This window comes from Streptomyces sp. F001 (genome assembly GCF_004187715.1).
Classification (GTDB): domain Bacteria; phylum Actinomycetota; class Actinomycetes; order Streptomycetales; family Streptomycetaceae; genus Streptomyces; species Streptomyces flavusporus.
This window is the reverse complement of record NZ_QZWF01000011.1, coordinates 78,366-101,297: the sequence shown is the minus strand read 5'-3', so window position 1 is coordinate 101,297 and position 22,932 is coordinate 78,366. Positions and strand designations below refer to the sequence as shown.

The 22,932-nt window shown below is 69.1% G+C and carries 28 protein-coding genes; 13 read left to right on the top strand and 15 right to left on the bottom strand.

The features are described from left to right. The first annotated feature begins 152 nt into the window (after positions 1-152). From StrepF001_RS30590 to StrepF001_RS30560, 7 genes are all read left to right on the top strand, one after another. Complete coding sequence (locus StrepF001_RS30590) at positions 153-404, top strand: hypothetical protein (protein WP_129801444.1); 252 nt, start codon at positions 153-155, stop codon at positions 402-404. Positions 405-451: 47 nt separating this feature from the next. Continuing rightward, complete coding sequence (locus StrepF001_RS30585) at positions 452-763, top strand: helix-turn-helix domain-containing protein (protein ID WP_129801528.1); 312 nt, start codon at positions 452-454, stop codon at positions 761-763. A gap of 124 nt (positions 764-887) precedes the next feature. Next, positions 888-1,403: a 2-oxo-4-hydroxy-4-carboxy-5-ureidoimidazoline decarboxylase gene (gene uraD, locus StrepF001_RS30580; protein ID WP_129801443.1), complete on the top strand. Its 516-nt coding sequence runs from the start codon at positions 888-890 to the stop codon at positions 1,401-1,403. Beyond that, positions 1,400-1,792 (top strand): hydroxyisourate hydrolase, encoded by a 393-nt coding sequence (gene uraH / locus StrepF001_RS30575; RefSeq protein WP_129801442.1) that lies wholly within the window; start codon positions 1,400-1,402, stop codon positions 1,790-1,792. The genes uraD and uraH overlap by 4 nt, the downstream gene beginning before the upstream one ends. 8 nt (positions 1,793-1,800) lie before the next feature. Then, the gene (gene pucL, locus StrepF001_RS30570) at positions 1,801-2,697 is read left to right on the top strand and encodes a factor-independent urate hydroxylase (protein ID WP_129801441.1); all 897 of its coding nucleotides are present in this window, start codon (positions 1,801-1,803) and stop codon (positions 2,695-2,697) included. Positions 2,698-2,817: 120 nt separating this feature from the next. Next, on the top strand, positions 2,818-4,197 hold the full coding sequence (locus StrepF001_RS30565) for an 8-oxoguanine deaminase (protein WP_129801440.1): 1,380 nt from the start codon (positions 2,818-2,820) through the stop codon (positions 4,195-4,197). Between the two features lie 253 nt (positions 4,198-4,450). Next, the gene (locus StrepF001_RS30560) at positions 4,451-5,860 is read left to right on the top strand and encodes a nucleobase:cation symporter-2 family protein (protein ID WP_276322855.1); all 1,410 of its coding nucleotides are present in this window, start codon (positions 4,451-4,453) and stop codon (positions 5,858-5,860) included. On the opposite strand, the gene StrepF001_RS30555 is transcribed toward StrepF001_RS30560, so the two are convergent. Continuing rightward, positions 5,820-6,428 (bottom strand): 3'-5' exoribonuclease, encoded by a 609-nt coding sequence (locus StrepF001_RS30555; RefSeq protein ID WP_129801439.1) that lies wholly within the window; start codon positions 6,426-6,428, stop codon positions 5,820-5,822. The genes StrepF001_RS30560 and StrepF001_RS30555 overlap by 41 nt on opposite strands. Positions 6,429-6,603: 175 nt before the next feature. On the opposite strand from StrepF001_RS30555, the gene StrepF001_RS30550 reads away from it, so the two are divergent. Further along, positions 6,604-7,092, top strand: a complete 489-nt coding sequence (locus tag StrepF001_RS30550) for a hypothetical protein (RefSeq protein ID WP_206306989.1) — start codon at positions 6,604-6,606, stop codon at positions 7,090-7,092. A gap of 286 nt (positions 7,093-7,378) precedes the next feature. Here the strand turns inward: StrepF001_RS30550 and StrepF001_RS30545 are convergent, their stop codons facing one another. Next, positions 7,379-8,143, bottom strand: a complete 765-nt coding sequence (locus StrepF001_RS30545; protein WP_129801438.1) for an XRE family transcriptional regulator — start codon at positions 8,141-8,143, stop codon at positions 7,379-7,381. Between the two features lie 664 nt (positions 8,144-8,807). Here StrepF001_RS30545 and StrepF001_RS45835 point away from each other — a divergent pair. Then, positions 8,808-8,945, top strand: coding sequence for a hypothetical protein (locus tag StrepF001_RS45835; RefSeq protein WP_165396417.1), 138 nt, complete (start codon positions 8,808-8,810; stop codon positions 8,943-8,945). A gap of 304 nt (positions 8,946-9,249) precedes the next feature. On the opposite strand, the gene StrepF001_RS30535 is transcribed toward StrepF001_RS45835, so the two are convergent. Continuing rightward, positions 9,250-9,648 (bottom strand): helix-turn-helix domain-containing protein, encoded by a 399-nt coding sequence (locus tag StrepF001_RS30535; protein WP_129801436.1) that lies wholly within the window; start codon positions 9,646-9,648, stop codon positions 9,250-9,252. Positions 9,649-9,725: 77 nt separating this feature from the next. On the opposite strand from StrepF001_RS30535, the gene StrepF001_RS30530 reads away from it, so the two are divergent. After that, entirely contained in the window at positions 9,726-10,679 is a 954-nt protein-coding gene (locus tag StrepF001_RS30530) for a zinc-binding dehydrogenase (RefSeq protein WP_129801435.1), read from the top strand. 155 nt (positions 10,680-10,834) lie between these two features. On the opposite strand, the gene StrepF001_RS30525 is transcribed toward StrepF001_RS30530, so the two are convergent. From StrepF001_RS30525 to StrepF001_RS30515, 3 genes are all read right to left on the bottom strand, one after another. Next, positions 10,835-11,251 (bottom strand): transposase, encoded by a 417-nt coding sequence (locus StrepF001_RS30525; RefSeq protein WP_276322854.1) that lies wholly within the window; start codon positions 11,249-11,251, stop codon positions 10,835-10,837. A 186-nt stretch (positions 11,252-11,437) separates the two neighbouring features. Further along, the gene (locus StrepF001_RS49660) at positions 11,438-11,572 is read right to left on the bottom strand and encodes a hypothetical protein (RefSeq protein WP_276322853.1); all 135 of its coding nucleotides are present in this window, start codon (positions 11,570-11,572) and stop codon (positions 11,438-11,440) included. Between the two features lie 55 nt (positions 11,573-11,627). Then, positions 11,628-11,825: a DNA-binding protein gene (locus StrepF001_RS30515; RefSeq protein ID WP_129801433.1), complete on the bottom strand. Its 198-nt coding sequence runs from the start codon at positions 11,823-11,825 to the stop codon at positions 11,628-11,630. A gap of 92 nt (positions 11,826-11,917) precedes the next feature. Between StrepF001_RS30515 and StrepF001_RS30510 the strand changes: the two genes are divergently transcribed. Further along, a complete protein-coding gene (locus StrepF001_RS30510) occupies positions 11,918-13,921 on the top strand; it encodes a transposase (protein WP_129801432.1) in 2,004 nt (667 codons plus the stop codon). Between the two features lie 15 nt (positions 13,922-13,936). Here StrepF001_RS30510 and StrepF001_RS30505 read toward each other — a convergent pair whose 3' ends face one another. The 3 genes from StrepF001_RS30505 to StrepF001_RS30495 form a co-directional block, all read right to left on the bottom strand. Continuing rightward, positions 13,937-14,452 (bottom strand): DinB family protein, encoded by a 516-nt coding sequence (locus tag StrepF001_RS30505; protein ID WP_129801431.1) that lies wholly within the window; start codon positions 14,450-14,452, stop codon positions 13,937-13,939. Positions 14,453-14,659: 207 nt separating this feature from the next. Then, a complete protein-coding gene (locus tag StrepF001_RS30500) occupies positions 14,660-15,109 on the bottom strand; it encodes a spore-associated protein (RefSeq protein ID WP_129801430.1) in 450 nt (149 codons plus the stop codon). A gap of 73 nt (positions 15,110-15,182) precedes the next feature. Beyond that, positions 15,183-16,619 (bottom strand): MFS transporter, encoded by a 1,437-nt coding sequence (locus tag StrepF001_RS30495; RefSeq protein ID WP_129801526.1) that lies wholly within the window; start codon positions 16,617-16,619, stop codon positions 15,183-15,185. Between the two features lie 92 nt (positions 16,620-16,711). Here StrepF001_RS30495 and StrepF001_RS30490 point away from each other — a divergent pair, with 92 nt between their 5' ends. Beyond that, positions 16,712-17,107: a helix-turn-helix domain-containing protein gene (locus tag StrepF001_RS30490; RefSeq protein WP_129801429.1), complete on the top strand. Its 396-nt coding sequence runs from the start codon at positions 16,712-16,714 to the stop codon at positions 17,105-17,107. Position 17,108: 1 nt separating this feature from the next. On the opposite strand, the gene StrepF001_RS30485 is transcribed toward StrepF001_RS30490, so the two are convergent. From StrepF001_RS30485 to StrepF001_RS30470, 4 genes are read right to left on the bottom strand one after another with little or no spacing between them, the layout of a single operon-like run. Beyond that, positions 17,109-17,531 (bottom strand): acyl-CoA thioesterase, encoded by a 423-nt coding sequence (locus tag StrepF001_RS30485; protein WP_129801428.1) that lies wholly within the window; start codon positions 17,529-17,531, stop codon positions 17,109-17,111. A 55-nt stretch (positions 17,532-17,586) separates the two neighbouring features. Further along, positions 17,587-18,222: a hypothetical protein gene (locus tag StrepF001_RS30480; RefSeq protein ID WP_129801427.1), complete on the bottom strand. Its 636-nt coding sequence runs from the start codon at positions 18,220-18,222 to the stop codon at positions 17,587-17,589. Positions 18,223-18,269: 47 nt separating this feature from the next. Beyond that, the gene (locus StrepF001_RS30475; protein ID WP_129801426.1) at positions 18,270-18,869 is read right to left on the bottom strand and encodes a histidine phosphatase family protein; all 600 of its coding nucleotides are present in this window, start codon (positions 18,867-18,869) and stop codon (positions 18,270-18,272) included. A gap of 20 nt (positions 18,870-18,889) precedes the next feature. Beyond that, positions 18,890-20,098 carry a pyridoxal phosphate-dependent aminotransferase gene (locus StrepF001_RS30470; RefSeq protein ID WP_129801425.1) on the bottom strand — a complete coding sequence of 403 codons (1,209 nt, stop codon included), beginning with the start codon at positions 20,096-20,098 and terminating at the stop codon, positions 18,890-18,892. An 81-nt stretch (positions 20,099-20,179) separates the two neighbouring features. Between StrepF001_RS30470 and StrepF001_RS30465 the strand changes: the two genes are divergently transcribed. After that, entirely contained in the window at positions 20,180-20,806 is a 627-nt protein-coding gene (locus StrepF001_RS30465) for a helix-turn-helix domain-containing protein (protein ID WP_129801424.1), read from the top strand. A 50-nt stretch (positions 20,807-20,856) separates the two neighbouring features. On the opposite strand, the gene StrepF001_RS30460 is transcribed toward StrepF001_RS30465, so the two are convergent. Next, positions 20,857-21,633: a hypothetical protein gene (locus StrepF001_RS30460; RefSeq protein ID WP_129801423.1), complete on the bottom strand. Its 777-nt coding sequence runs from the start codon at positions 21,631-21,633 to the stop codon at positions 20,857-20,859. Continuing rightward, positions 21,633-22,904 (bottom strand): VWA domain-containing protein, encoded by a 1,272-nt coding sequence (locus StrepF001_RS30455; protein WP_129801422.1) that lies wholly within the window; start codon positions 22,902-22,904, stop codon positions 21,633-21,635. Before StrepF001_RS30455 ends, StrepF001_RS30460 begins: the two co-directional genes overlap by 1 nt. Positions 22,905-22,932 lie beyond the last annotated feature (28 nt).

The window sequence follows — 22,932 nt, the reverse complement described above, 5'->3', positions numbered from 1 at the left end:
ACGAAGCGGCTCCGTCCCGGTGAAATTGATTGGCCTGGGGTGCGTCGCGGCTGTGAAGGAGTCGACTGATGCATCCTCCTTGTGCCCTGATGTGCCCTCACGGTGGGTGATCTGGGTAAAAGTGCAGGTCAGAGGTATTTTCTGGGGGCACAGTGCGACTGAGAGTGGAATTCACGACCGAGCCCTTCGACCTCGACGAGGCACCCGCGCACGCGCTGGTGGCCCGTGAGGTGGTGGAGGCGGCGGAGCTGGACGCGGTGGACGTCGGTCCGTTCGGCAACACCGCGGAGGGCGGGGCCGACGCCGTGCTCACCGCCGTGGACGCGCTGCTGCGCAAGACTCTGGAGGCGGGCGCCACCCGGGTCTCGCTCCAGGTCAACGTGATCGCGGAGGACGAGAAGTGAGCGGGGACGAGCCCTTCATCACGGCCGTGAAACCGCTGGTCGACGCGATGGGCGGCGAGATGCTCCCGCCGGACGAGGCCGGCCCCGACGACGTCGTGCTCTCCTGGGAGGGTGCCGATGTCGTCGCCGTACGCCTCCCGCAGCTCGCCGACTCCCTCGATCACATCCTTGCCGCCATGGAGCGCAAGAAGGGCAAGCCGCTGGCCGAGCTGGACCGCAAGTCCAAGCAGGAGGTCGTACGGATACTGGAGGCGCGGGGCGCCTTCTCCGTGCGGCACGGTGTGGAGACCGTGGCGAGCGCGCTCGGGGTGAGCCGCTTCACGGTCTACAACTACCTGAACCGCGAGAAGAACGTCTGAGGCAGCCTGCGCGGGTTCCGTTACCGCGAATTTTCAACAAACCGTTGACGTCTCGTCGTCGCAGGGCGTTAGCTGTCGGCACGCCCGTTCAGTACGAAGGCCCTGCGCGGCCACGGAGGCTCCCGTGACGTCGAATTCCACGCCCCCGGGCCTGGCCCGGTTCAATGCCCTGGAGGAGCACGCGGCCTACGCCGTTCTCCACGAGGCGTGCGCCTCCACCACATGGGCCAAGCGGCTGCTCGCCGCCCGCCCCTACGCCACCTCCGACGACCTCTACGCCGCCAGCGACGCCGCGATGGCCGAGCTGACCGCCGTGGACCTGGAAGAGGCGATGGCCGGGCACCCGCCGATCGGCCGCCCCAAGCCGGGCGACCCGACCTCGGCCCGGGAGCAGCGCGGCATGGCCGGCGCCTCCGACGAGCTCAAGGCGGAGATGCTCGAACTGAACCTGGCCTACCAGGAGAAGTTCGGCCATGTCTTCCTGATCTGCGCGACCGGCCGGACCGGTGAGCAGATGCGGGACGCGGTCAAGGAGCGGACCGGCAACTCGCCGGAGCAGGAGCGGGAGATCGTCCGCACCGAGCTGGGGAAGATCAACCGCATCCGACTGGCCGACCTCGTAGAGGAAGATCAGACATGAGCACGAGCACCACCGCCTCCGTGTCCACCCACATCCTGGACACCAGCATCGGCCGCCCCGCCGAGGGCGTCGCCGTCCACCTCTCCGCCCGCGGCGGGCGCGATGCGGACTGGCAGGCGCTCGGCGGCTCGGCGACCGACGCGGACGGGCGGTGCAAGGACCTGCCGGCGCTGCCGGAAGGGACGACCCATGTACGGCTCGACTTCTTTGTGGAGCCGTACTTCGAGAAGAAGCAAGCCGATGCGCAGCAGGACGCCCCCGCGAATCGGGACAGCGGTGCCGTTTTCTTTCCGGAGGTGGCCATCACCTTCGCCGTGAAGGCCGGTGAGCACTACCACGTACCGCTGCTGCTCAACCCGTTCGGCTACTCCGTATACCGAGGGAGCTAGCAGACACCATGCCCACGATCCTGGGACAGAACCAGTACGGCAAGGCCGAGAACCGAGTCGTCAAGATCACGCGGGACGGCGCCACCCACCACATCAAGGACCTGAACGTATCCGTGTCGCTCTCCGGCGACATGGACGAGGTCCACTACTCCGGCTCGAACGCCAACGTCCTGCCGACCGACACCACCAAGAACACGGTGTACGCGTTCGCCAAGGAGCACGGCATCGAGTCCGCCGAGCAGTTCGGCATCCACCTGGCCCGGCACTTCGTGACCTCGCAGGAGCCGATCAGGACGGCCCGTATCCGCATCGAGGAGTACTCCTGGGAGCGGATCGAGACCTCAGGCGAGGCCGGGCACTCCTTCGTACGCAAGGGCCAGGAGACCCGCCTCGCCCAGATCACCTTCGACGGCGAGCGGTGGGAGGTCGTCTCCGGCCTCAAGGACCTCGTCGTGATGAACTCGACCGACTCCGAGTTCTGGGGCTACGTCAAGGACAAGTACACGACGCTCCAGGAAGCCCACGACCGCATCCTGGCCACCCAGGTCTCCGGCCGCTGGCGGTTCAACTGGACCGACGACGAGCAGGAGATGCCCCACTGGGACGAGTCCTACGAGCAGACCAAGAAGCACATGCTCCAGGCCTTCGCCGAGACGTACTCGCTGTCGCTCCAGCAGACCCTGTACCAGATGGGCGCGCGCATCATCGACAACCGCAGCGAGATCGACGAGGTCCGCTTCTCCCTTCCGAACAAGCACCACTTCCTCGTCGACCTGGAGCCGTTCGGGCTGAAGAACGACAACGAGGTGTACTTCGCCGCCGACCGTCCGTACGGCCTGATCGAGGGCACGATCCTGCGGGACGGCTGTGAGGCGAGGATCCCGGTGGACCTCACCAACCTCTGATCAACTCCATATTTCGGCACCCGCGGCCGGGGACACGGATTTCAGAAGGCTCCCGGCCGCGGCACTCAAAACTCCCGGGGTCCTGCCGTGCCCTCTCCACATCAGCGCAAAGGACGAACCATGGCAGCAGACCGGCGCATCGTCATCGAGAACTGTGCGATCGCGACCGTCGACGCGAACGACACCGAGTACGCGAACGGTTACGTCGTCGTCGCCGGCAACCGCATCGAGGCGGTCGGCGCGGGCAAGGCCCCCGAGGGCCTGGAGAACGTCGTACGCCGTATCGACGCCACCGGGCACCTGGTCACCCCCGGCCTGGTCAACACCCACCACCACTTCTACCAGTGGATCACCCGGGGCCTGGCCACGGACCACAACCTCTTCAACTGGCTCGTCGCCCTCTACCCGACCTGGGCACGCATCGACGAGCAGATGGTGTACGCGGCGGCCCAGGGCTCGCTCGCGATGATGGCCCGCGGCGGCGTCACCACCGCCATGGACCACCACTACGTCTACCCGCACGACTCCGGCGACCTGTCCGGCGCGATCATCCGCGCCGCCCGCGAGACGGGCGTCCGCTTCACCCTGGCCCGCGGCTCCATGGACCGCAGCGAGAAGGACGGCGGGCTGCCGCCGGACTTCGCCGTCGAGACCCTCGAGGGCGCGCTGGCCGCGACCGAGGAGACCGTCGACAAGCACCACGACGCCTCCTTCGACGCCATGACCCAGGTGGCCGTCGCGCCCTGCTCACCGTTCTCCGTCTCCACCGAACTCCTCCGGGAGGGCGCCGAGCTGGCCCGCCGTCTCGGCGTACGGCTGCACACCCACGGTTCGGAGACGGTCGAGGAGGAGAAGTTCTGCCACGAGCTGTTCGGCATGGGGCCGACCGAGTACTTCGAGTCCACCGGCTGGCTCGGCGAGGACGTGTGGATGGCGCACTGCGTCCATATGAACGACTCCGACATCGCCGCCTTCGCCCGCACGAAGACGGGTGTCGCTCACTGCCCGTCGTCCAACGCACGCCTCGCGGCCGGCATCGCCCGCGTCCCCGACATGCTCGCGGCCGGCGTCCCGGTGGGCCTCGGCGTCGACGGTACGGCGTCCAACGAGTCCGGCGAGCTGCACACCGAGCTGCGCAACGCCCTGCTCATCAACCGCCTCGGCGCCCATCGCGAGGCCGCCCTGAACGCACGGCAGGCGCTGCGGCTCGGGACGTACGGCGGCGCCCAAGTCCTGGGCCGTGCCGCGGAGATCGGCTCGCTGGAGCCGGGCAAGCTGGCCGACCTGGTGCTGTGGAAGCTGGACACGCTGGCCCACGCCTCGATCGCCGACCCGGTGACGGCGCTGGTCTTCGGTGCTGCCGCCCCGGTCACGGCCTCCTTCGTCAACGGCCGTCAGATCGTCGAGGACAACCGCCTGTTGCACGTCGACGAGGACGCGATCGCGCGCTCGACGCGGGCGGAAGCGCAGCGCCTGGCGCGGATCTCGGCGCAGGCCTGATCGCCGTACTGAATCTCCTTACTGCATACGGCACTTGATCTCCGGCCGGGAGGGACGGCTCCCGGTCGGCAGCCGTGGACCCGAGCGGGGTCCATGGCGGCCGTCTCCGGGGCGCGCGTCGGACGCGTGCGCCCCGGAACGGTCACCGTTCCCCTCCCTGAGAACGGGTCCGTCCCGGTCCCGCACGACCACACGCATCACCTCCATGAAACCCACGTCAACGCCGACGTGTCAGCCGCTCGGAGGAGCCGCCGTGTCCGATCAGCCAGTCGACGCGACCCACCCCGTCGACGAGAAACTCCCCGCCCTGAAAATGGCGACCACCGGCCTGCAGCACGTGGCCGCCATGTACGCGGGCGTCGTCGCCCCACCCCTGATCGTCGGCGCGGCCATAGGCCTGACCGCCACCGACCTGACCTTCCTCACCGGCGCCTGCCTGTTCACCGCGGGCCTGGCCACCTTCCTCCAAACCCTGGGCATCTGGAACATCGGCGCCCGGCTGCCGTTCGTCAACGGCGTCACCTTCGCGGGTGTCGCCCCCATGACCGCGATCGTCGCCTCCACCGAGGACAAGTCGGATGCGTTGCCGATCATCTTCGGCGCGGTGATCGTGGCGGGTCTCCTCGGTTTCCTGGCCGCTCCCTTTTTCAGCAAGGCGGTCCGCTTCTTCCCACCGGTGGTGACGGGTACGGTCATCACCCTGATCGGCATCTCCCTTCTCCCGGTCGCCTTCGGCTGGGCGCAGGGTCCCAACCCGGCGGCGGACGACTACGGTTCGGCGACGAACCTGGGCCTGGCGGCCGGGACCCTGCTGATCGTGCTGCTCCTGCGCCGCTTCACCCGGGGCTTCGTCAAACAGATCGCCGTGCTGCTCGGCCTGGTCGCCGGCACGCTGGTCGCGATCCCGTTCGGCGTCACGGACTTCGGCCCGGTGGCGGACGCGGACGTCATCGGCTTCCCGACCCCGTTCCACTTCGGAGCCCCGCAGTTCCAGCTCGCCGCGATCATCTCGCTGTGCGTGGTGATGGTGGTGTCGATGACCGAATCGACCGCCGACATGCTGGCGCTGGGTGAGATCGTCCAGCGCCCGGCCGACGAGAAGACCATCGCGGCGGGCCTGCGCGCCGACACACTCGGATCGGCGATCAGCCCCCTCTTCAACGGCTTCATGTGCAGCGCCTTCGCCCAGAACATCGGCCTGGTCGCGATGACGAAGATCCGCAGCAGGTACGTCGTCGCCACGGGCGGCGCCTTCCTGGTGCTGATGGGCCTGTGCCCGATGGCCGCGTCGCTCATCGCGGTCGTACCGCGCCCGGTGCTCGGCGGCGCGGGCGTGGTCCTGTTCGGCTCGGTCGCGGCCAGCGGCATCCAGACCTTGGTCCGGGCCGGCCTGGAGAAGGACAACAACGTCCTGATCGTCGCCGTGTCACTGGCCGTCGGCATCATCCCGATCGCGGCGCCGGAGTTCTACCACGCCTTCCCGGAGACGGCGAGGATCGTCCTGGACTCGGGCATCTCGACGGGGTGTGTGGTGGCGGTCCTGCTGAACCTGGTCTTCAACCACCTCGGCAAAGGCCGGGACGCGCAGGACGTGACCCATCCGATGGAGGCGGGGGAGGAGATCACCAGGGCGGCGACGACCCGGGCCCCGGCCACTTCATGAGGTTGGCGAACAGCTCGGCCTGCTCGACGGCGTCGTCCAGTGCATGGTGGGTGTGGCGACGCCTCGACAGCAGCTCGCGCGGCATCGTGCCCTTGGCGACAGCCCGCAGCGGCAGCCCTGCCTTCGTCGCGTACAGCGTCTTCATGTCGATGCAGCCGGAGTGGCCGAAGGGGCTCGAACCGGTGAAGCGGATCAGGTACCAGTACAGGAACGTCCAGTCGTACGAAGCCGGATAGCCGCACATCACCGGCTGGGCCCCCGCGCTCACCTCGCGGACCCAGTCGGTGAACTCGGCGAGTGCGAGGGCCGGTTCGCTGCCCTCCCGCTCCAGACGCTCCCGATCCAGGCCGCTCACGGCCAGGGCCTCCGGCACGAACTCCCCGCTGATCGGCCGCAGTTCGCGGTAGAAGGTGTGCTCCTCCGGGTCGGCCGCGGTGAATCCGTCGGCGTCCTGGATCCCGGCGACCGCCGCGCCGAAGCTCAGCATGGAGTACGGCCCTGGGATCGGGCCGTCGGCCTCGATGTCGACGGAGATGTAGAGGCTGGGTTTGATGCGTCGTGCGGCCATGGAGGGGGAGCATCCCAGGTGGCCGGGGCTTCCCGCATCCGAATTCCGCTCCGGCCGGGTCTACCTGTCGCACACATAGATCAGAGGCTCCGATAGAGGAGGGCCCCGCGATGCGCGAACCGTTACCCTGACCCACGGTCACCCTCGTTGATCACTGGCCCCAGAAGGGAACCCCATGCACTTCCGCCGTCGCGTCCTGGTCTTGCTCACCACCTTGGCCACTCTCATAGGCGCCAACCTGCTCGCTTCCACCCCCGCACAGGCCGCCACCTCCTGCTCCGGAACCGTTACCCACCGTCAGCCCATCCGGATTCCCGGCCGCGACACCATCATCGGCGAGCTGACCATCTACTACAACAGCAGCAACGGCGGTACCAACAGCGCCTGCTTCTACCACCGCGGCCCCTCCTACGGTGTCGCCGCCCATACCGAGGTCATGATCATGCGATGCGCGCAGAAATCGGGCGAGGGACAGGGATGTACCAGCACCACCGCTCCCGATAGTGACAGCGGCAACTTCGCCTACCACGCTGGTCCCGTTGGTGTGACCGGCACGGCGAACTACTGCGTCGCGGCGATAGGCTGGATCACTTGGGAGCACCCCAACCCCGATGTGGGGAAGATGAACATGGGGGTGTTTGAGCCCATCACGCAGGGCTGCTGAGCACCACGCTCACGGTAGCCAGCACGGATGTTACGGCCGGGAGTCGGTTCGGTCGGGGACCGGCATCATGGCCCAGGCCTTCTGGCGTGCGCCCAGGCAGGCCCACGAGCGGCTGTCCTGAGCAGATGCGATGCACGAAATTGTGACAGCCGCCGACAACGGAGGAGCGCACAACTACCGACGCATTGAGACCAGTTAATAGACGGCCAAGGCGATCAGCGCCCTGCTGCGCCTAGGACTGAGCCCCTGACAATCCGGCAGGGGCTCAGTGCTGCTTGGTCCCAGGTCATTCGGGCGCCTTGTTGTACTTGGCGATGGTGGCCTTGCTGGTGTCGGCGTCCATGAACCGTAGCTCCCACGGACCCGTGTTCACGTCGAACTCCTTGCCGAACCCGACCCACTTGCCCGCCATGCGGCGGCCGGTCGGCTCCACCAGCATCTGGATGGCACCGAAGTACCGCGCACCCCGGTAGTAGCCCTCGCTCGCGGTCTGCTCGGTCCATGTGCCGGTGATGATGCCGCCGTCCACCTGGAGGTCCAGCGTCAGCGGGCTGTCCGGGTTCAGTGAGCCCTGGGGCAGGCTGCGGCCCGTCAGCCGGTTGCCGTGCTGGAGCAGCACCACGTAGTGCTTGCCCGTGAAGGTCGAGTCCCGGCCGCTGGAGAAGTACTCATAGGTGCTCAGCCAGATGCCGGAGTAGTTACCCCGGGGTGCGGCTTGGGCCGTGGACTGGCCGCCGGCAGCCGGGATGCCCACCGGGGAGTCCTGTAGGTCGTGCCCGCCGTGGCCGTCGTCGGTCACGCGGACCTGCGGCACCGGGGCCGCGAAGCCCAGGGACTCGATCGGCAGGCCAGTCACCATCTCCAGCGCCCGGGCGTACACCGGCCGGGGCGCCGCCGTCTCACCGCTCTCCCAGCGCTGCACCAGCCGCTTCGTAGCTTCGTTCGGCTGGCCCGAGCGCTGTCCGGCGTCACGTACCGCCCTGGCGAACTCGTCCTGGCTCATCAGTAAACCGAGCCGTACGGCCCGGAGCGTTGCGTTCGGTGTGCTCATACGGATCACGCTACCCACCAAGGCTGGCTGACGACACCGAAATGACGCCCCCTCTGCCGCCGGAATGACGCCACCCTCGCCGCCGCGCACCGGGTCCGGTGAGCCCGATGGTAAGTCACATGCCAACTACAGACAGTGAGTCCACACATCCCGGTCTGACCATCGAGGTGTACCGCATCAACCCGGAAACCCTGGAGCGGACGCCCGTACGGTCCGTCAGGTTCGCCCCTTCCGATGCGCCGGTGTACTCCCTGGAGTTTCCCCCATGCGAGTGCCCGCGCTGCGGGACCCGCCCCTGGGGAACCCGGTGAGCCCGCCGTGCTGGGACATGGTCAGTCCGCGAGCCTCCGGCCACTGTGCCCACTGCGGTCGCTGGACGGATGACGGCGTCGCCCACTGGATCCCCCGAGCGTCGGCGGCCGACGTGCGCATCGTCGTCTGCGCCGACCCCGCCGCCTGCGCTCCGCCAAGGGGAGGAACACGCCGCCGGCTCGCCCAGCGGAACTGACACCCACAGACGAGCCCCTGGTCCTCCCGCCCGGGGCTCTTCGTTGCGCGGGACGGGCCGGATCGTCCTCGCCGGCGGTTTGGCTCAATCGTCGGCCCGCCCAGCTCAAGTTGGGTTCTGTACGGGCTCGCACACCACCGCCCCGGAGGCAGACCGATGAAGATCGAGCAGGAGATCCGCACCTGCACGGTGCTCAAGGTCCTCCACGGCAAGGCGCACGACGTGCAGGAGACGTACACCGTCGAGCCGGCCGTACCCTGCCGGACCGGGACACCCAGGCACTCAAGGCGGTGACCGCTCTCGTGCTGGGGGCGGTGGTGTGGTCCACGGTGGCCATTGGCGGACTGCTGGCCATGCCCTCGCCGTCACGGAGGTTGGTTGACGCGGCCGTACCGGGAAAGGACCGAGGACCACGTAACGGCGTTCGCGTGGACGGGCGTACGGCGGCGGGGAGCGGATCCCGCCGCCGTACGCCCCCATCGAGATCATCTAGGACCTGTCCTTGCGAGTATGCAGGTCTCTTGACGCCAGGGTGAGCCCTTCGCTCCCCGCTGGCTGCCGTTGAATCGCGGAAGCCCGAGAGCCGGTCCGGGCCCGTTCAGTCGGCGTGGGGTTCCTGCTCCGCCGCGGTGTCGTAGGCGGCCCGGGCCTCGGCGATGGCGGACCGGTGACGCTCGGCCCAGCCCACCAGCCCGGTCAGCGAGGCGTGGAGTTCTCGGGCCATAGGCGTGAGGCTGTACTCGACCTTGGGCGGCACGGTCGGATACACCGTGCGAACGAGCAGTCCGTCCCGCTCCAGCCTGCGCAGGTTGAGGGTGAGCATTCGTCGGCTGATGCCGTTGATGGAGCGTTCGAGTTCGGTGAAGCGGACCGGGCCATGGGCGGCGGCGATCAGGATCCCGATGCTCCATTTGCCCGCCACGCGGTCGAGCACCTCGGTGACCGGGCAGGCTTCCTCCCTGAGCGCTTCGGTAACACGGGTGTGACTGCGTGACATGAAAGTGCCTCCTTCCGATGAGCAGCAACGTTATTGATGATTACTGCTGTTACAAGTCGTGAACCAAGGGGGAAGACATGCCTGTTCGGGCTCTCGTCGTCGATCCGTCCGCACCCGCCGCCGTCCGTCTCGCCGAGGTGCCTGACCCCGTGCCCGGGCCGAACCAGGTCCTGGTGGACGTCTCCCACGCCTCGTTGAACTACGGCGACCTCAACGACGCCCGCTCCGGTCGGGTCCCCGTGGGCGCGGTGCTCGGTTCGGACGCTGCCGGGGTGGTGGTTCAAGCCGCCGCCGACGGAACCGGCCCGGTGGTGGGCACCCGGGTGGTGGCCCTGACCTCGGGGGCGTTCGCCGAGCGCGTCGCGATCGACGTGGGTGCGCTTGCGAAGGTGCCGAAGGGATTGGACTTGGCGCAGGCGGTGGCCCTGCCGGTCGCCGGAGTGGCCGCACTGCGCTCGCTGCGGGCCGCCGGGATCGGACCCGACAAGAGGGTGTTGGTCACCGGTGCCTCCGGGGGAGTCGGCCGGTTCGCCGTCCAGTTGGCGGCGCGGGCCGGTGCCCACGTGATCGCGTCCGTGGGCTCGACAGCCCGTGGAGAGGGGCTGGCCGAGACCGGCGCCGACGAGGTGCTGATCGGACTGGAGGGACTCCAGCGACCGGTCGACGTGGTCATCGACAGCGTCGGCGGCCCCCAGCTGGTCGCGGCCTGGGACCTGCTCGCTCCCGGGGGCAGCGTGCAGAGCGTCGGCTGGACATCCGGGGAACCGGCGGTCTTTCCGCCGTATGCGACCGTCGGCCCGGCCAAGTCGCTGACCTCTTTCGTCATCGAGGGCGACACCGGCGCTGACCTGGCCATTCTTGCCGAGTTGGCCGCTGAGGGGGCCCTCACCGTCGAGATCGGCTGGCAAGGATCCTGGGACCGCTTCGACGAGGCGGCCGAGGCGCTTCGCGGACGTCGGATCTCCGGAAAAGCGGTCCTGGAGACGGCATCCGGTGAGCTGCACGCCCCGGGACCTTCTCCGCAGGACTAACCCGGCCAACCGATCAACGCCCTCAAGAACTTCCGGGCAGTGGCGACGTGGTTCGACAAACGCGCCTACATCTTACACGGCACCGTCACCGTGGCCTCGATCCGACTCTGGCTCCGGTCTCGAGATGCCGGACAGAGCTAAGTGGTGTTCCGTATTTACGCGTAGTCAATCTTGAGGTTGTGGAGCACAGCGACGGCGCGGGCGGTGTCGTTGATGGTGTCGCCGCGCCTGCGGTGCTGCCGTAGGACCTTGAAGTCCTTGAGGCGGGCGATGGCGTGTTCGGCCCGTGCACGCCGCTTGGCGAACGGCTTGCTCTTGGCCTTGCTGGTGATGACCTCCGGCGCGGCGCGGTATGCGCCGTCATCGATCAGCAGCCGGTGTCCGGCGACCTGATCGGCCATGGTGGCGCGGAAGACGACGATGTCGTTGCGGTTGCCGGGCCAGGAGTCGCCCACGGCGATCACGCGCCGGTTCTTGGCGCGGATGGTGATCTGGATGTTCACCGAGCGCCGGTAGTTCTTGGAACAGGCCGTCACCTTGTGCTCCTCCACGGGGATCAAGGTCCCGTCCACCACCCATAGATCGGCCCGGCTTTTTTCGGTTGGTCCGAGGAGCCGGGCGATTACGGGGGTGAGGCGGTCGATGACGCGATGGACGGTGGCGACGCCGACGCCGAAGAAGTCGGCAAGCTGGCGGTGGGTCAGGTTCGTGCGCCATGCGATGGCGGCCAGCAGAACGCGGTTGCCCAGCAGGAGCGTTCACGGGCGCTCGCGCCCCGGCCCCGGCAGGAGGGCGGCGACGCGGGCGACCAGCACGAGGAACGCCTTGACGGGCAGTCCGGTCCAGCGCAGCAGGGAGCGAAGCCGCAGGCTGGCGACGTTGATCTTTGACACGAACGGACAGAACGGCACATTAGGTCAATTACTTCCCGAATATGGGATAGGTGGCTTACCGCTTCCCTGGCTTGGGGTGGGCCTGCCTCCAGGCGTCCAGCCGGTCTACCGGCCACAAGGGGGTGCGGCCGACGTAGATGGGGGCCGGGAAGTCGGTGCGGCTGCTGTTGAGGTTGTAGACGTGCTGCGCGGTGACGTCGAGTCGTTCCGCTGCCTGCCGAGCGTCTGCATATCCGGGAATCTGAGCGCTCATAAACACTATTCTATCTCGATTGTCATAGGTGAACTACTCATGCAATATGTAGTAAGTCAACTAATTTCGAAGGGAGGTGACGGTCATACAGCATGTCCAGCCCGCAAAGGAAGTTCCGGGGGAAGAACAAGGCCCCGAAGTGGACCAAGCCCGACGAGGGGACGGTGTCGGTGATGGTGCTGCCGCTGGCCGTCACCGACCCCGCCGACCTGGCCCGGCTGGAGAAGCTGTTCGGCGCGATGTGGTCGATCAAGCGGGCCGTCCAGCGCGATGCCCGCGCCAAGGTCGACGCGTACTGGGCCGCGAAGCACGAGCGGGACCGCGATGGGGCGAAGGCCGTACGACAGCGCCTCGACCTGAGCCGTGAGGCCCTGGAGCGCTGCGCGTACAAGCACTTGGAGGACGCCGGGCACCTCAAGCACCACGCCACCAAGGCCCTCGCCATGCACATCGCGGACGAGGCGTGGAACGGCGTCTCCCGACACCTGTTCGCCGACTCAACTGGCAAGCGCCACGGTCGCCCCCGCGTCGGCCGGCGGCACGACTTCACCCGGATTCCGGGCCGCGCCCGCTCCCACACGACCGAGAACAAGTGGGAGACCTTCCGCCTCGTCGGCACCCTCCACGGCCATGTCATGCCCTTCACCGACGGCGGCCAGCACACCCTGATGCAGCCGCACCGGATGCCGAAGCCGCAGATGCCCACGGGCAAGGTGGCCACTGGCAAGGTCGCCGCCTCGGGCAAGCCCTCGATGCGGAAGGCGAACTGGTGGGACTACACCGGGCCGCTCGCCGTGGTGTTCACCGGAGGCCCGGACAGCAAACGCGGTGACCTCGTGCTCCCCGTCCGCATCCCGCAGGGGCCGGGGCAGGAGGAGCGTGTTCGGCACTTCCTTGCCGACCCGCGCCGCTGGCACAAGGTGGACCTCGTACGCCGCCGTAAGGCATCCGCCCCTGGAGGCTGGGTGTATGAGGCGCACCTGCTGATCCTCGGCTCCGGCTACGCCTCCCCAGCCATCCGGCAGATGCGTCAGCAGGCCGCCACGCTGGAGCGGATCGGCGGGGTGGACGGCAACGTCTCCAACCTGTCGATCGTGTCCTTCCCCGCCTCCCTGGACCCCGCCGACAGTACCCCGGCGTCTTCGGAGATCGTGTTGACCGAGGAGGAGAAGGCACGGCTGGAGAAGGAGGCGAAGAAGAAGCGGGGCCGCGCCCGCGCCCTTGAGCGCTCCCGCCGGGCCACCAACACCGCCCAGTACGGGATGTCCAAGAGGCAGCGTGAGCGGGCCGAGCGCCGAGCCGCCAACGGCCTCAAGGCCAAGACCGTGACCGTGCCGGGCGGTGCCCGCGACGCACGATCCGATGGGGTGCCGAAGCAGGCATACCGGCGCGATCGGCTGTCCGCCAACTACCGCAAGATGCGCGCCCGTCAGGCCGAAGCCGCCGCGTCCGCAGCCGAGTACCGGCGCCACCGCGCCCGCGCCGTGGCCCGCGACATCATCGCCACCCACGGACCCCACCTCACGGTGGAGGACTGCGACATCCGCACCTGGTACCGACTGTGGGGCAAACGCCTGTCGCAGACGACGCCCGGCATGCTGATCTCCGCCCTGGAGATCGAGTGCAAGGCCGCCGGGGGCAGGCTCGTGCGGGCCTCCACCTGGTCCACGGCTCTATCACAGCACTGCCTGTGCGGTGAGCGCGTACACAAGACGCTGCGGGACCGGGAGCACAAGTGCATCGCGTGCGGACTCGTCGGCAAGCGGGATCTCGTATCCGCCGCCCTGGCCGCCTTCGTGAACCTGACCGATCCCGACGACCCGAAGACCGCGGCCCTGGACTCCACCCGGTCGCGGCACGCACAAATCATCTTCGATCAAGGGCTGGAAGAAGCCCTGGGTGAGTCAACCACACCGTGCCAGAACACCCCTCGGGGTGCTGGTCGCGTGGCAGTCCCGCGACAGCACGGGGCCTCTGCTCACCGAACCGCCGGACGGCGGGACCGAGCAACCCCGGATGAGCCGCGCCTCGTGCGTGACCACGCCGGAAAGCCCGGACCCCGCCCCGCGTGCAGTCCACAGCTCACCCTTTGGTGAATTGCGGATCAAGTCTTAGTAGTACCCCTTCGCCCCGTCGAGCAGCTCCCGCACGATGTCCGCGTGTCCGGCATGCCGTCCGGTCTCCTCGATGAGGTGGATGAGCATCCATCGGAGGTTGGCCTTGCCGGAGCGGTAGCCATGGTGGCGACCGACGTCGTCCAGAGAGGCTGCGGCCACGATCTCGTTGCTTCGGGCGCACTGGGTCTCGTAATCCTCGAGCAGCTGCTTCAGCGTGACGCCGTCGGTGCGCCAGTCGGCGTCCTCGTCCGTCTCGTCGAAGGACGGGCTCTGCGTTTCGTCTCCACCAAGGAACAGCACCTCCAGCCAGGTGTGCTCGACCCACCGCATATGGCTGATGAGCCCGGCCATCGTCATCGCCGGCGAGGTCGGGATGACGGAGCGGTGCGCATCCGCCTCGCTGAGGCCCTCGCACTTCCATCGCAGGATCTGCCGCTGAAGGTCCAGCCAGCCAATGAGCGCGGTGCGCTCGTCGGCCTGAAACGGGGGACGTTCAAGTGAAGGAGACATGCCTGCGGACGCTACTGTGTCGGGTCTCCGGCTGTCGCCAGGTTTTCGGCGACGTACGGCCTGAGCTCCTCGCCCTGAACCAAGCACCGGCCTCGTATCAGTCACAAGCTCCGCCGGACAGGCCCCAGGCGCGCCGCACAGCGACACGCGCTCGCCCTGGCAGAACTCCGCGAGTCCTGCCAGGGCGAGCCGTACCCCTGTGCCGGGTCAGCGGGTGAAGGTCACCCGGTGCTCCTTCAGGGCGCCGCAGTTGGAGCCCGTCACCTGCACGTACACGTTCTTGATGTGACCGCCCCAGTCGACGCAGTGGGCCTTGCCGTAGACGTAGGTCGGTCCGGCGTACGAGGTGAACAAACCGTTGTCCTCGTGGTACTCGTCGGTGTCCGGGACGTAGATCCACGCGGACATCCCCAGGGCGGTGCCCGGGTTGTTGCGGATGGTCGCCACGCAGTTCTCGCCGTTGGTGGCGTTGTACGTCAGGTAGACGGTGCCCAGCGAGCCGACGGGTGCCGAGTTCACGGTCTTGTAGCCGCTTCCGCAGACCTTCTGCGGGGTGGTGTTGGGTGCGGCGGAGGCGGGCGCCGTCAGGGCGGCCGTGGTGCCCACCGTCAGGGCCGCCAACGCGGCAGCGGACAGGACAGAACGCGCGTATCGCATATTTCCCCCTGGTCTCCATTGGAGGTGGTTGCTCCTGCATGGTCTGACCCACGGGGTATGCGAATGGTTGTGCTCAGTTCTGCCGCTTCCGCAGCACCGCGGCCGCCAGCACCAGCGCCCCCGCCGCCATCAACGTCCCTACTTGGAAGGCCAGTTGGTAACCCTCCGCCGTGGCCGTCACCGGATCGGCGCCCCCGGCGAGCAGGTCGTCGGTGTGACTCGCCGCCAGGACCGAGAGCACCGCGAGCCCCAGCGAACCGCCCACCACCTGCGTGGTGTTGAAGAGTCCCGACGCCAGCCCGGCGTCCTCCTCGCGGGCCCCCGACATCGCGAGCCCGGTCAGCGCGGGCATCGCGGCGGCGAAGCCGGTGGCGAGCAGGAGCAGGGGTGGAAGTACGTCCGTCACGTACGAGCCGTTCACCGGGGCTCGGCTCAGCAAGGCCATGCCCGCGACGATGAGCATCAGCCCGGCCAGCAGCACCCGGTACGCCCCGAACCGGCCGACGGCACGGGCCGACAGGCCCAGCATCAGCACCCCGATCGCGACCGGCGCCGGCAGGAAGGCCGTGCCGGTGAGCAACTCGCCGTATCCCAGGACGCGTTGGATGTACAGGGCGCCGATGAACTGGAAGCCGTACATCGTCGCGATCATCAGCATCTGAACGGCGTTCGCACCGCTCAGCAGCCAGGATCCGAACAACCTGAGCCGCAGCAGCGGACGCGTGGCCCGCGCCTGGCGGAGCGTGAACGCCACGAACAGGGCGAGGGCGAGGGCCGCCAGCAGCAGGGTGGCCGTGAGGCCGCGGTCGCCGGCGCCGACGATGACGTACACCGTGAGCATCAGGGCGCTGGTCACGAACGCCGCGCCCGGGTAGTCGGCGCCCTTGCCCAGCCCCGCGCCGCGGTCCGGCTCCAGCACCCGCACGGCCGCGAGCCACGCCACGACCCCGATGGGCAGGTTGATCAGGAAGATCCAGTGCCAGTTCAGGGCCTCCGTCAGCGCTCCGCCGAGGAACGTACCGAGCGCTCCGCCCGCCGCACCGACCGCGCTGAACACCGCGAGGGCGCGGGCCTGTTCCCGCGGCTCGGGGAACAACGCGACCAGCATGCCGAGCACCACGGCCGAGGTCATCGCCCCGCCCACGCCCTGCAGGGCACGCGCCGCGATCAGCACGCCCTGGTCGATCGCCACCCCGCACAGTACCGAGGTCGCGGTGAACACGGCGAGCCCCGCCGTGAACATCCGCTTGCGGCCGATCAGATCGCCGAGTCGGCCCACCAGCAACAGCAACCCGCCGAACGGGATCAGGTAGGCGTTGACGACCCAGGCGAGGCCCGGTGCCGAGAAGCCGAGGTCGCTCTGGATGGCGGGCATGGCGACCGTGACGATGTTGCCGTCCAGGATCGTCATCAGCGTTCCCGCGCACAGGACGACGAGGGACGCCCAGCGGGAGTACGTTCGCTGCGTTCGGTGCGGTGTCCGTGTCGGGGACTCGACGATGGCCGTCATGGCGGCGCTGCCTCCGGATTCTCCATAGGTGCACGACTTGTAACGGGAAACATCGTGGGTGACCATGGAGAGCGGCGTAAGGAGGCAGTTCAATGTCCCAGAGGAACACCGGTGTTACCTCGCAGATCGTGAACGCGCACGCGTGCCCCGTCCGCGAAGTTCTTGACAGGGTCTCCGGAAAATGGAGCGTCCAGATTCTCGTCGCGGCCGCCCACGGACCCATCCGCTTCACCGAGCTGGAGCGCAGCATCGAGGGCATCAGCCGCCGCATGCTGACCCTCACCCTGCGCAATCTGGAGCGCGACGGCCTCGTCACGCGTACGGTCCATCCGACGGTGCCGCCGAAGGTGGAGTACGAACTCACGCCGGTGGCCCGGGAGTTGCACGAGACCCTGCAGCGCCTGACCGACTGGGCCGAGCAGAACAGGGTCTACATCGCCGAGTCGCGCGCGGCCTATGACGAGGATCACGCGCCGGAGTTGGTGTGACCTACAGGCCGAACAGGGCGGGGTCGGAGGCGAGTTCCTTGAAGTATTCCCGCGGATTGGCGACCAGCCTGCGCTCCTTGAGGTCCAGCAGCCCGCCGACGGCGGTGACCTCGGCCGCCACCGTGCCGTCCGTCTTGCGGATCGTCTGCTCGATGCGGAACGTCTTGCCGCTGCCCCAGTCGAAGGCGCACGTCACCTCGACCTCGTCGCCCGCGAGCAGCTCACGCTTGTAGCGGATCGTCGTCTCCAGGGCCACCGGGCCCACGCCCTTGCCGATGAGACCGGCCTGGCTGATACCGGCGGCCTGCAGCAGCGACCAGCGGGCGTGCTCCGCGTAGTTGAGGTACACGGCCTGGTTGAGGTGCCCCTGCACATCCGTTTCGTACCCACGGACGGTCACCGGAACGGAAAACGGCTCGGTCACGACTTCCCCTTTTCCTGCCGCAGTTGGTGGTTCAACCGATCCTGACATGTGCCCCTTACATCCGTCGCGGAGAAGCCAGGAGATAGCGCGCCCTCGTCCGTGGCTCCGTGTACTCGCCGACCTGCCAGCCCGCTTTCTCCAGCGTGGCCGCGCAGGCCCGCAGCCCCTCGGGATCCGGTTCGCGGACGGCCACCGCCTCCGGCTGCGGGGTCGCCCGAACCCGGTGGCCCGCGGCATCCGGCTCCGGCCCGGCCGGGAGGTGCCCGGCTGCCTCCAGGGCGAGCGCGGCGGCCTGCACCAGATGCTTACGCTCCCACCCGCACGGCCGGTCCATGGCACCGTCCGGATTGGTCATCCGGCGCAGCTCCAGCAGCCCCTGCCAGGCGCTGTGCACCTCACGGACGCGCGCCGGACCCATCTCCGGGGCGCCCTCCTCACCGCCGATACGGGCGGCGAACACACCGGAGGCGGCGGGAGCCTCCGCTGCAGGCTCGGGGGCTTCGGGCGCCGCCTCCCGTATTCGATGCCCCGCCGGCGTCAGAAAGTGATCGTGCGGCGGCCGCGGATGCCGGAAAGCGAGCCCCCGCTTCACCAGCGCCGCGAGCTGTGCCTCCGTACCGCGCAGCCGCCCGGTGACGGGATCGGCGGCGTCGATGACACGCCGCTGGGCGGCGGTCGGCGGTCGCGTCATGACGTACTCCTCCCCGGCGCTGGTCACTGTCCCCATCGCTTCGAAGGTTACGACGAGGGTCTGACATTCCACCCGGCGATCACCGGCCGCCCGTGCTCCGTGCTCAGCCGGCACAGCGTGCCCGTCGCCAGCTGGAACAGCGCGCCGGCCGCCGGCGACAGCCCGAGCCGCCGCGCCGTCAGCACCCGCAGGAAGTGCCCGTGCGACACCAGCACCACACACCCCTCGGTGTTGGCGAGCGCGGCGTCCACCTTGGCCAGCATCCGGTCGGCGCGCTCCCCGACCTGCTCCACGCTCTCCCCGGGATGCTCCGGCGGCCCGGGCGGCACCCCGTCCGCGAACAGGAACCAGCCGGGCCGCTCACGCTGGATCTCGACGGTGGTGATCCCCTCGTAGCCGCCGTAGTCCCACTCCGCGAGATCCGCGTCGACCCGTGGGCCGTGCAGCCCGATCAGCTCCGCCGTCTCCCGCGCCCGCTGCAGCGGGCTGACGAACGCGGCCCCGATCCGGTGCGAGCGGATCAGCGGCACCAGCGCGCGTGCCTCGTCCCGCCCGTGTTCGGTCAGCGGCACATCGGTCCGCCCGGTATGCCGCCCGGACCGCGACCACTCGGTCTCCCCGTGCCGGACGAGAAAGAGATCACCCATGCGGCAAGGCTAGGAGCCTGCTACTGCCGATACCCGCTCAGGAACCGCCCGATCCGCCCGATCGCCGCCTCCAGATCATCCGCGTGCGGCAACGTCAGGATCCGGAAGTGATCAGGCGTCGGCCAGTTGAAGCCAGTGCCCTGGACGACCTGGATCTTCTCCCGCAGCAGCAGGTCCAGGACGAACTTCTCGTCGTCGTGGATCTTGTGCACCTTGGGATCGATGCGCGGGAACGCGTACAGCGCACCCTTGGGTTTCACGCACGACACGCCGGGGATCTCGTTGAGCTTCTCCCAGGCCACGTCGCGTTGTTCGCGCAGCCGTCCGCCCGGCGCGGTCAGCTCGTGGATGGACTGGCGGCCGCCGAGCGCGGCCTGGATGGCGTACTGGGCGGGCGCGTTGGCGCACAGACGCATGGAGGCCAGCATCGTGAGGCCCTCCAGGTAGTCCTTCGCGTGCTGCTTCGGGCCGGTGACGACCAGCCAGCCGGAGCGGAAGCCCGCCACCCGGTACGTCTTCGACAGCCCGCAGAAGGTCAGGACCACCAGGTCGGGCGCGAGCGCGGCGGTCGAGTGGTGCACGGCGTCGTCGTAGAGGATCTGGTCGTAGATCTCGTCGGCGAACACCATCAGTCCGTGCCGGCGGGCGAGGTCGAGGATGCCCTGGATGATCTCCTTCGGGTAGACCGCGCCGGTGGGGTTGTTGGGGTTGATGATGACCACGGCCTTGGTGCGGTCCGTGATCTTTGACGCCATGTCGTCCAGGTCGGGGTACCAGTCGGCCTGCTCGTCGCACAGGTAGTGGACCGCCTTGCCGCCCGCGAGGGTCGTCACCGCCGTCCACAGCGGGAAGTCGGGGGCCGGGATGAGGACTTCGTCGCCGTCCTCCACCAGCGCCTGTACGGCCATGGAGACCAGCTCGGAGACGCCGTTGCCGAGGAAGACGTCGTCGACGCCGACGTCCAGGCCCAGGGTCTGGTAGCGCTGGGCGACGGCGCGGCGGGCGGAGAGGATGCCGCGCGAGTCGGTGTAGCCGTGCGCCTGCGGGAGCATCCGGATCATGTCCTGGAGGATCTCCTCCGGCGCCTCGAAGCCGAAGACGGCGGGGTTGCCGGTGTTGAGGCGCAGCACGCTGTGCCCCGCCTCCTCCAGCGCGTCGGCCTGCTCGATCACCGGGCCGCGGATCTCGTAACAGACCTCGCTGAGCTTGCTCGACTGCCGGAACTCCATGCGCCCCTCCGGTATCTGGTGTTGCTTGGTTTTACCAAGTTTCAGCTTGGAAAGTCCAACGACATGTCTAGACTGCGTCGTATGTCACCTCGCCGAAGCTACGACCAGTACTGTTCCGCAGCCCGCGCGCTCGACGTCGTGGGCGACCGCTGGACCCTGCTGATCGTCCGCGAACTCCTCGCCGGCCCCCGCCGCTACACGGACCTGCACGCGGATCTGCCGGGCGTCAGCACGGACGTACTCGCCTCGCGGCTGAAGGACATGGAACGGGACGGGCTGTCGACGCGCCGCCGGCTGTCGCCGCCCGGTGCGGCCTACGTGTACGAACTCACCGCACGTGGGCGTGAGTTGCTGCCGGTGCTGCAGGCGCTGGGCGGGTGGGGTCAGGCCGAGTTGGGGGAGCGGCGGCCGACGGACGCGGTGCGGGCGCACTGGTTCGCGCTGCCCCTGCTGCGGGCTCTGGAGGGTGAGGGGCTCGTCGAGGTGCGGCTGGAGGAGGGGGACTTCCACGTGTACGCCGGTGCCGTGGACGGTCCCGTCTACGGTGACGGGCCCGCCCCCGCCGAGCCCGACGTGCGGCTGGTGCTGGACACCGGCACCTGTACGGCCCTGGCGCGGGGGGAGTTGAGCGTGGCCGACGCGGTGCGGGACGGGCGTATCACCGTGACCGGCGACGGGACGCTCGCCAAGGCATTGCGCGACGTGTAGCGAAAGGCCCGCTGCACCGAGGTGGGTGCAGCGGGCCTCGACGTCATGGGTCAGACCCTCGGGGGCCGCCCCGACCCGCGCGTCAGCGCATACCCGCCGACACCCGCGAGCGCGGCCAGCGCACCGCCCACCGCCGTCCACACCCACCGGTCGGACCACCAGCCCGACGCCCAGCCGTCCTCCGGCTCGATGCTCGACAGAACGGCCGACGCCGACGCATCCTCCTCGGGCTGGGCGGCGGCCCCGGGCACCAGCGGCTCGGCCAGCGAACCGTCCACCGCCGCCGACCCGCCTATGTCCTTGGCGTCCACCCGCACCTCGGCGCTCACGGGCAGACCCAGGTCGGACGTCGGCAGGCCCACCGCGGTCAGGCGGAGGTAGTACGTGCCCGGCAGCGGGTCGTTGGCCCACGGCTCGGACCAGGCGCGGATCGTGCGCAGCGTGCACGCCAGATCGACGGAGGCCGCGCCCGATGCGGCGGTGCGCGTCTGTGGGCCGTACTGGCAGGCCTGGCGGCGGCGCAGCCCGTCGTACACGTCGATCTGCCAGGTCTCGGCGGCGTGCGTGTCCGGCAGCTTCACCGTGGCCTTGACGGTCGGGCGCTGTCCGGCGTCCGCCGGGAACGACCAGTACAGGTAGTCGCCCGCCGAGGCGTTCGCCGTGGCCGTCTGACCCTGGTCGACCTCGGTCGCGGTACGGAACGACGTGCCCGCCTCGGTCGGGGCCGAGCTGTCGCCCGAAGGGGACGGTGTGGAGTCGGCCACCGCGGGAGCCGCGGCCAGTCCGAGCGTCAGCAGGGCTGCGCCCAGCATCCTCGTAGTACGCATCAGTTGGTCCTCCAGACCGCGACCCGCCAGCGCGACAGCCAGCCCCACAGCAGACCCCCGACGAAGCCGGTCAGCACCAGGATGCCGAGCAGCCACCAGCCGCGCCCGAGGCCGAAGGCGGCCACGTCGCTCGACGGCGACGGTCCGTCCACCACGTCGATCGTCAGCTCCAGCGGCAGACCCGGCGTGGTCTTGACGCCGGCGGCCGCCGAGAAGGAGTGGGTGAGCTGGAGGCACACGGTCTCGGCGGCGGGCTTGTCGGCGTCATCGTCGTCGCCCTCCCGCTTCGGGTAGCGAAGTCCTGTCGAGATCACATCCGTACGGCCGTTGCCCGCCGCCTCGCCGCGCACGATCTCCCGGCCGTGCACCGTGACCGCACGCAACAGCACCCCGTAGCCGGGATTCACGTCCCGGTCCGCCGACGCGCTCACCGAGGCGCGCAGCTCCCGGCCCGGCAGTACGTCCACCCGGTACCAGCGCTGCTGCCCGAACTCCGCGCGGTCGGTGTACAGGCCGGACTCCAGCGTCGGCGCCTTCGCGCATTCCGGGGCGCCCTCCGTCGCCACCGGCGTCACCACCGGATCGGCGGCGCGGTCCACCAACTGGTTGACCCGGTCGGTGAGTTCGTCGGTGTGCTCCACCGAGGTGTACGTGCCGCCGGTCGCCTCGGCGATGCAGCTGAGCTGCTGCCGCATCTTGGTGTTGGGCACCAGGCCCAGGGTGTCGATGGTGAGACCGATGCCCTTGGCCGCGATCTCGCGGGCCACCTCGCACGGGTCGAGCGGGGCGCAGGTGTCCTCGCCGTCGCTGATCAGCACGATGCGCTTGGAGCCGGTGCCGCCGTCGAGGTCGTCGGCCGCCTTCAGCAGCGCCGGCCCGATCGGGGTCCAGCCGGTCGGCGCCAGGGTGGCCACGGCCGCCTTGGCCTCGGTGCGGTCCAGCGGGCCGACCGGGTAGAGCTGCGCGGTGTCCTTGCAGCCCGTCTTCTGGTCGTCGCCCGGATAATTGGCGCCGAGGGTGCGGATGCCGAGCTGTACGTCCTCGGGCGTGGCGTCCAGCACCTCGTTGAACGCCTGCTTCGCCGCGGCCATCCGCGACTGCCCGTCGATGTCCCGCTCCCGCATCGAACCGCTGACGTCCAGTACCAGGTTGACCTTCGGCGCGGCGGCCGTGGTCTCGTCGGCGAGCGCCGCGGACGGGAGAGCGATCCCGGCCGTCAGCGCGGCGAGCAGGACGCAGACTCCTGCCGCCCGCCGTTGTCTTGTGATCATCGGCGGATCTTATGGAGCAGTGGTGTCC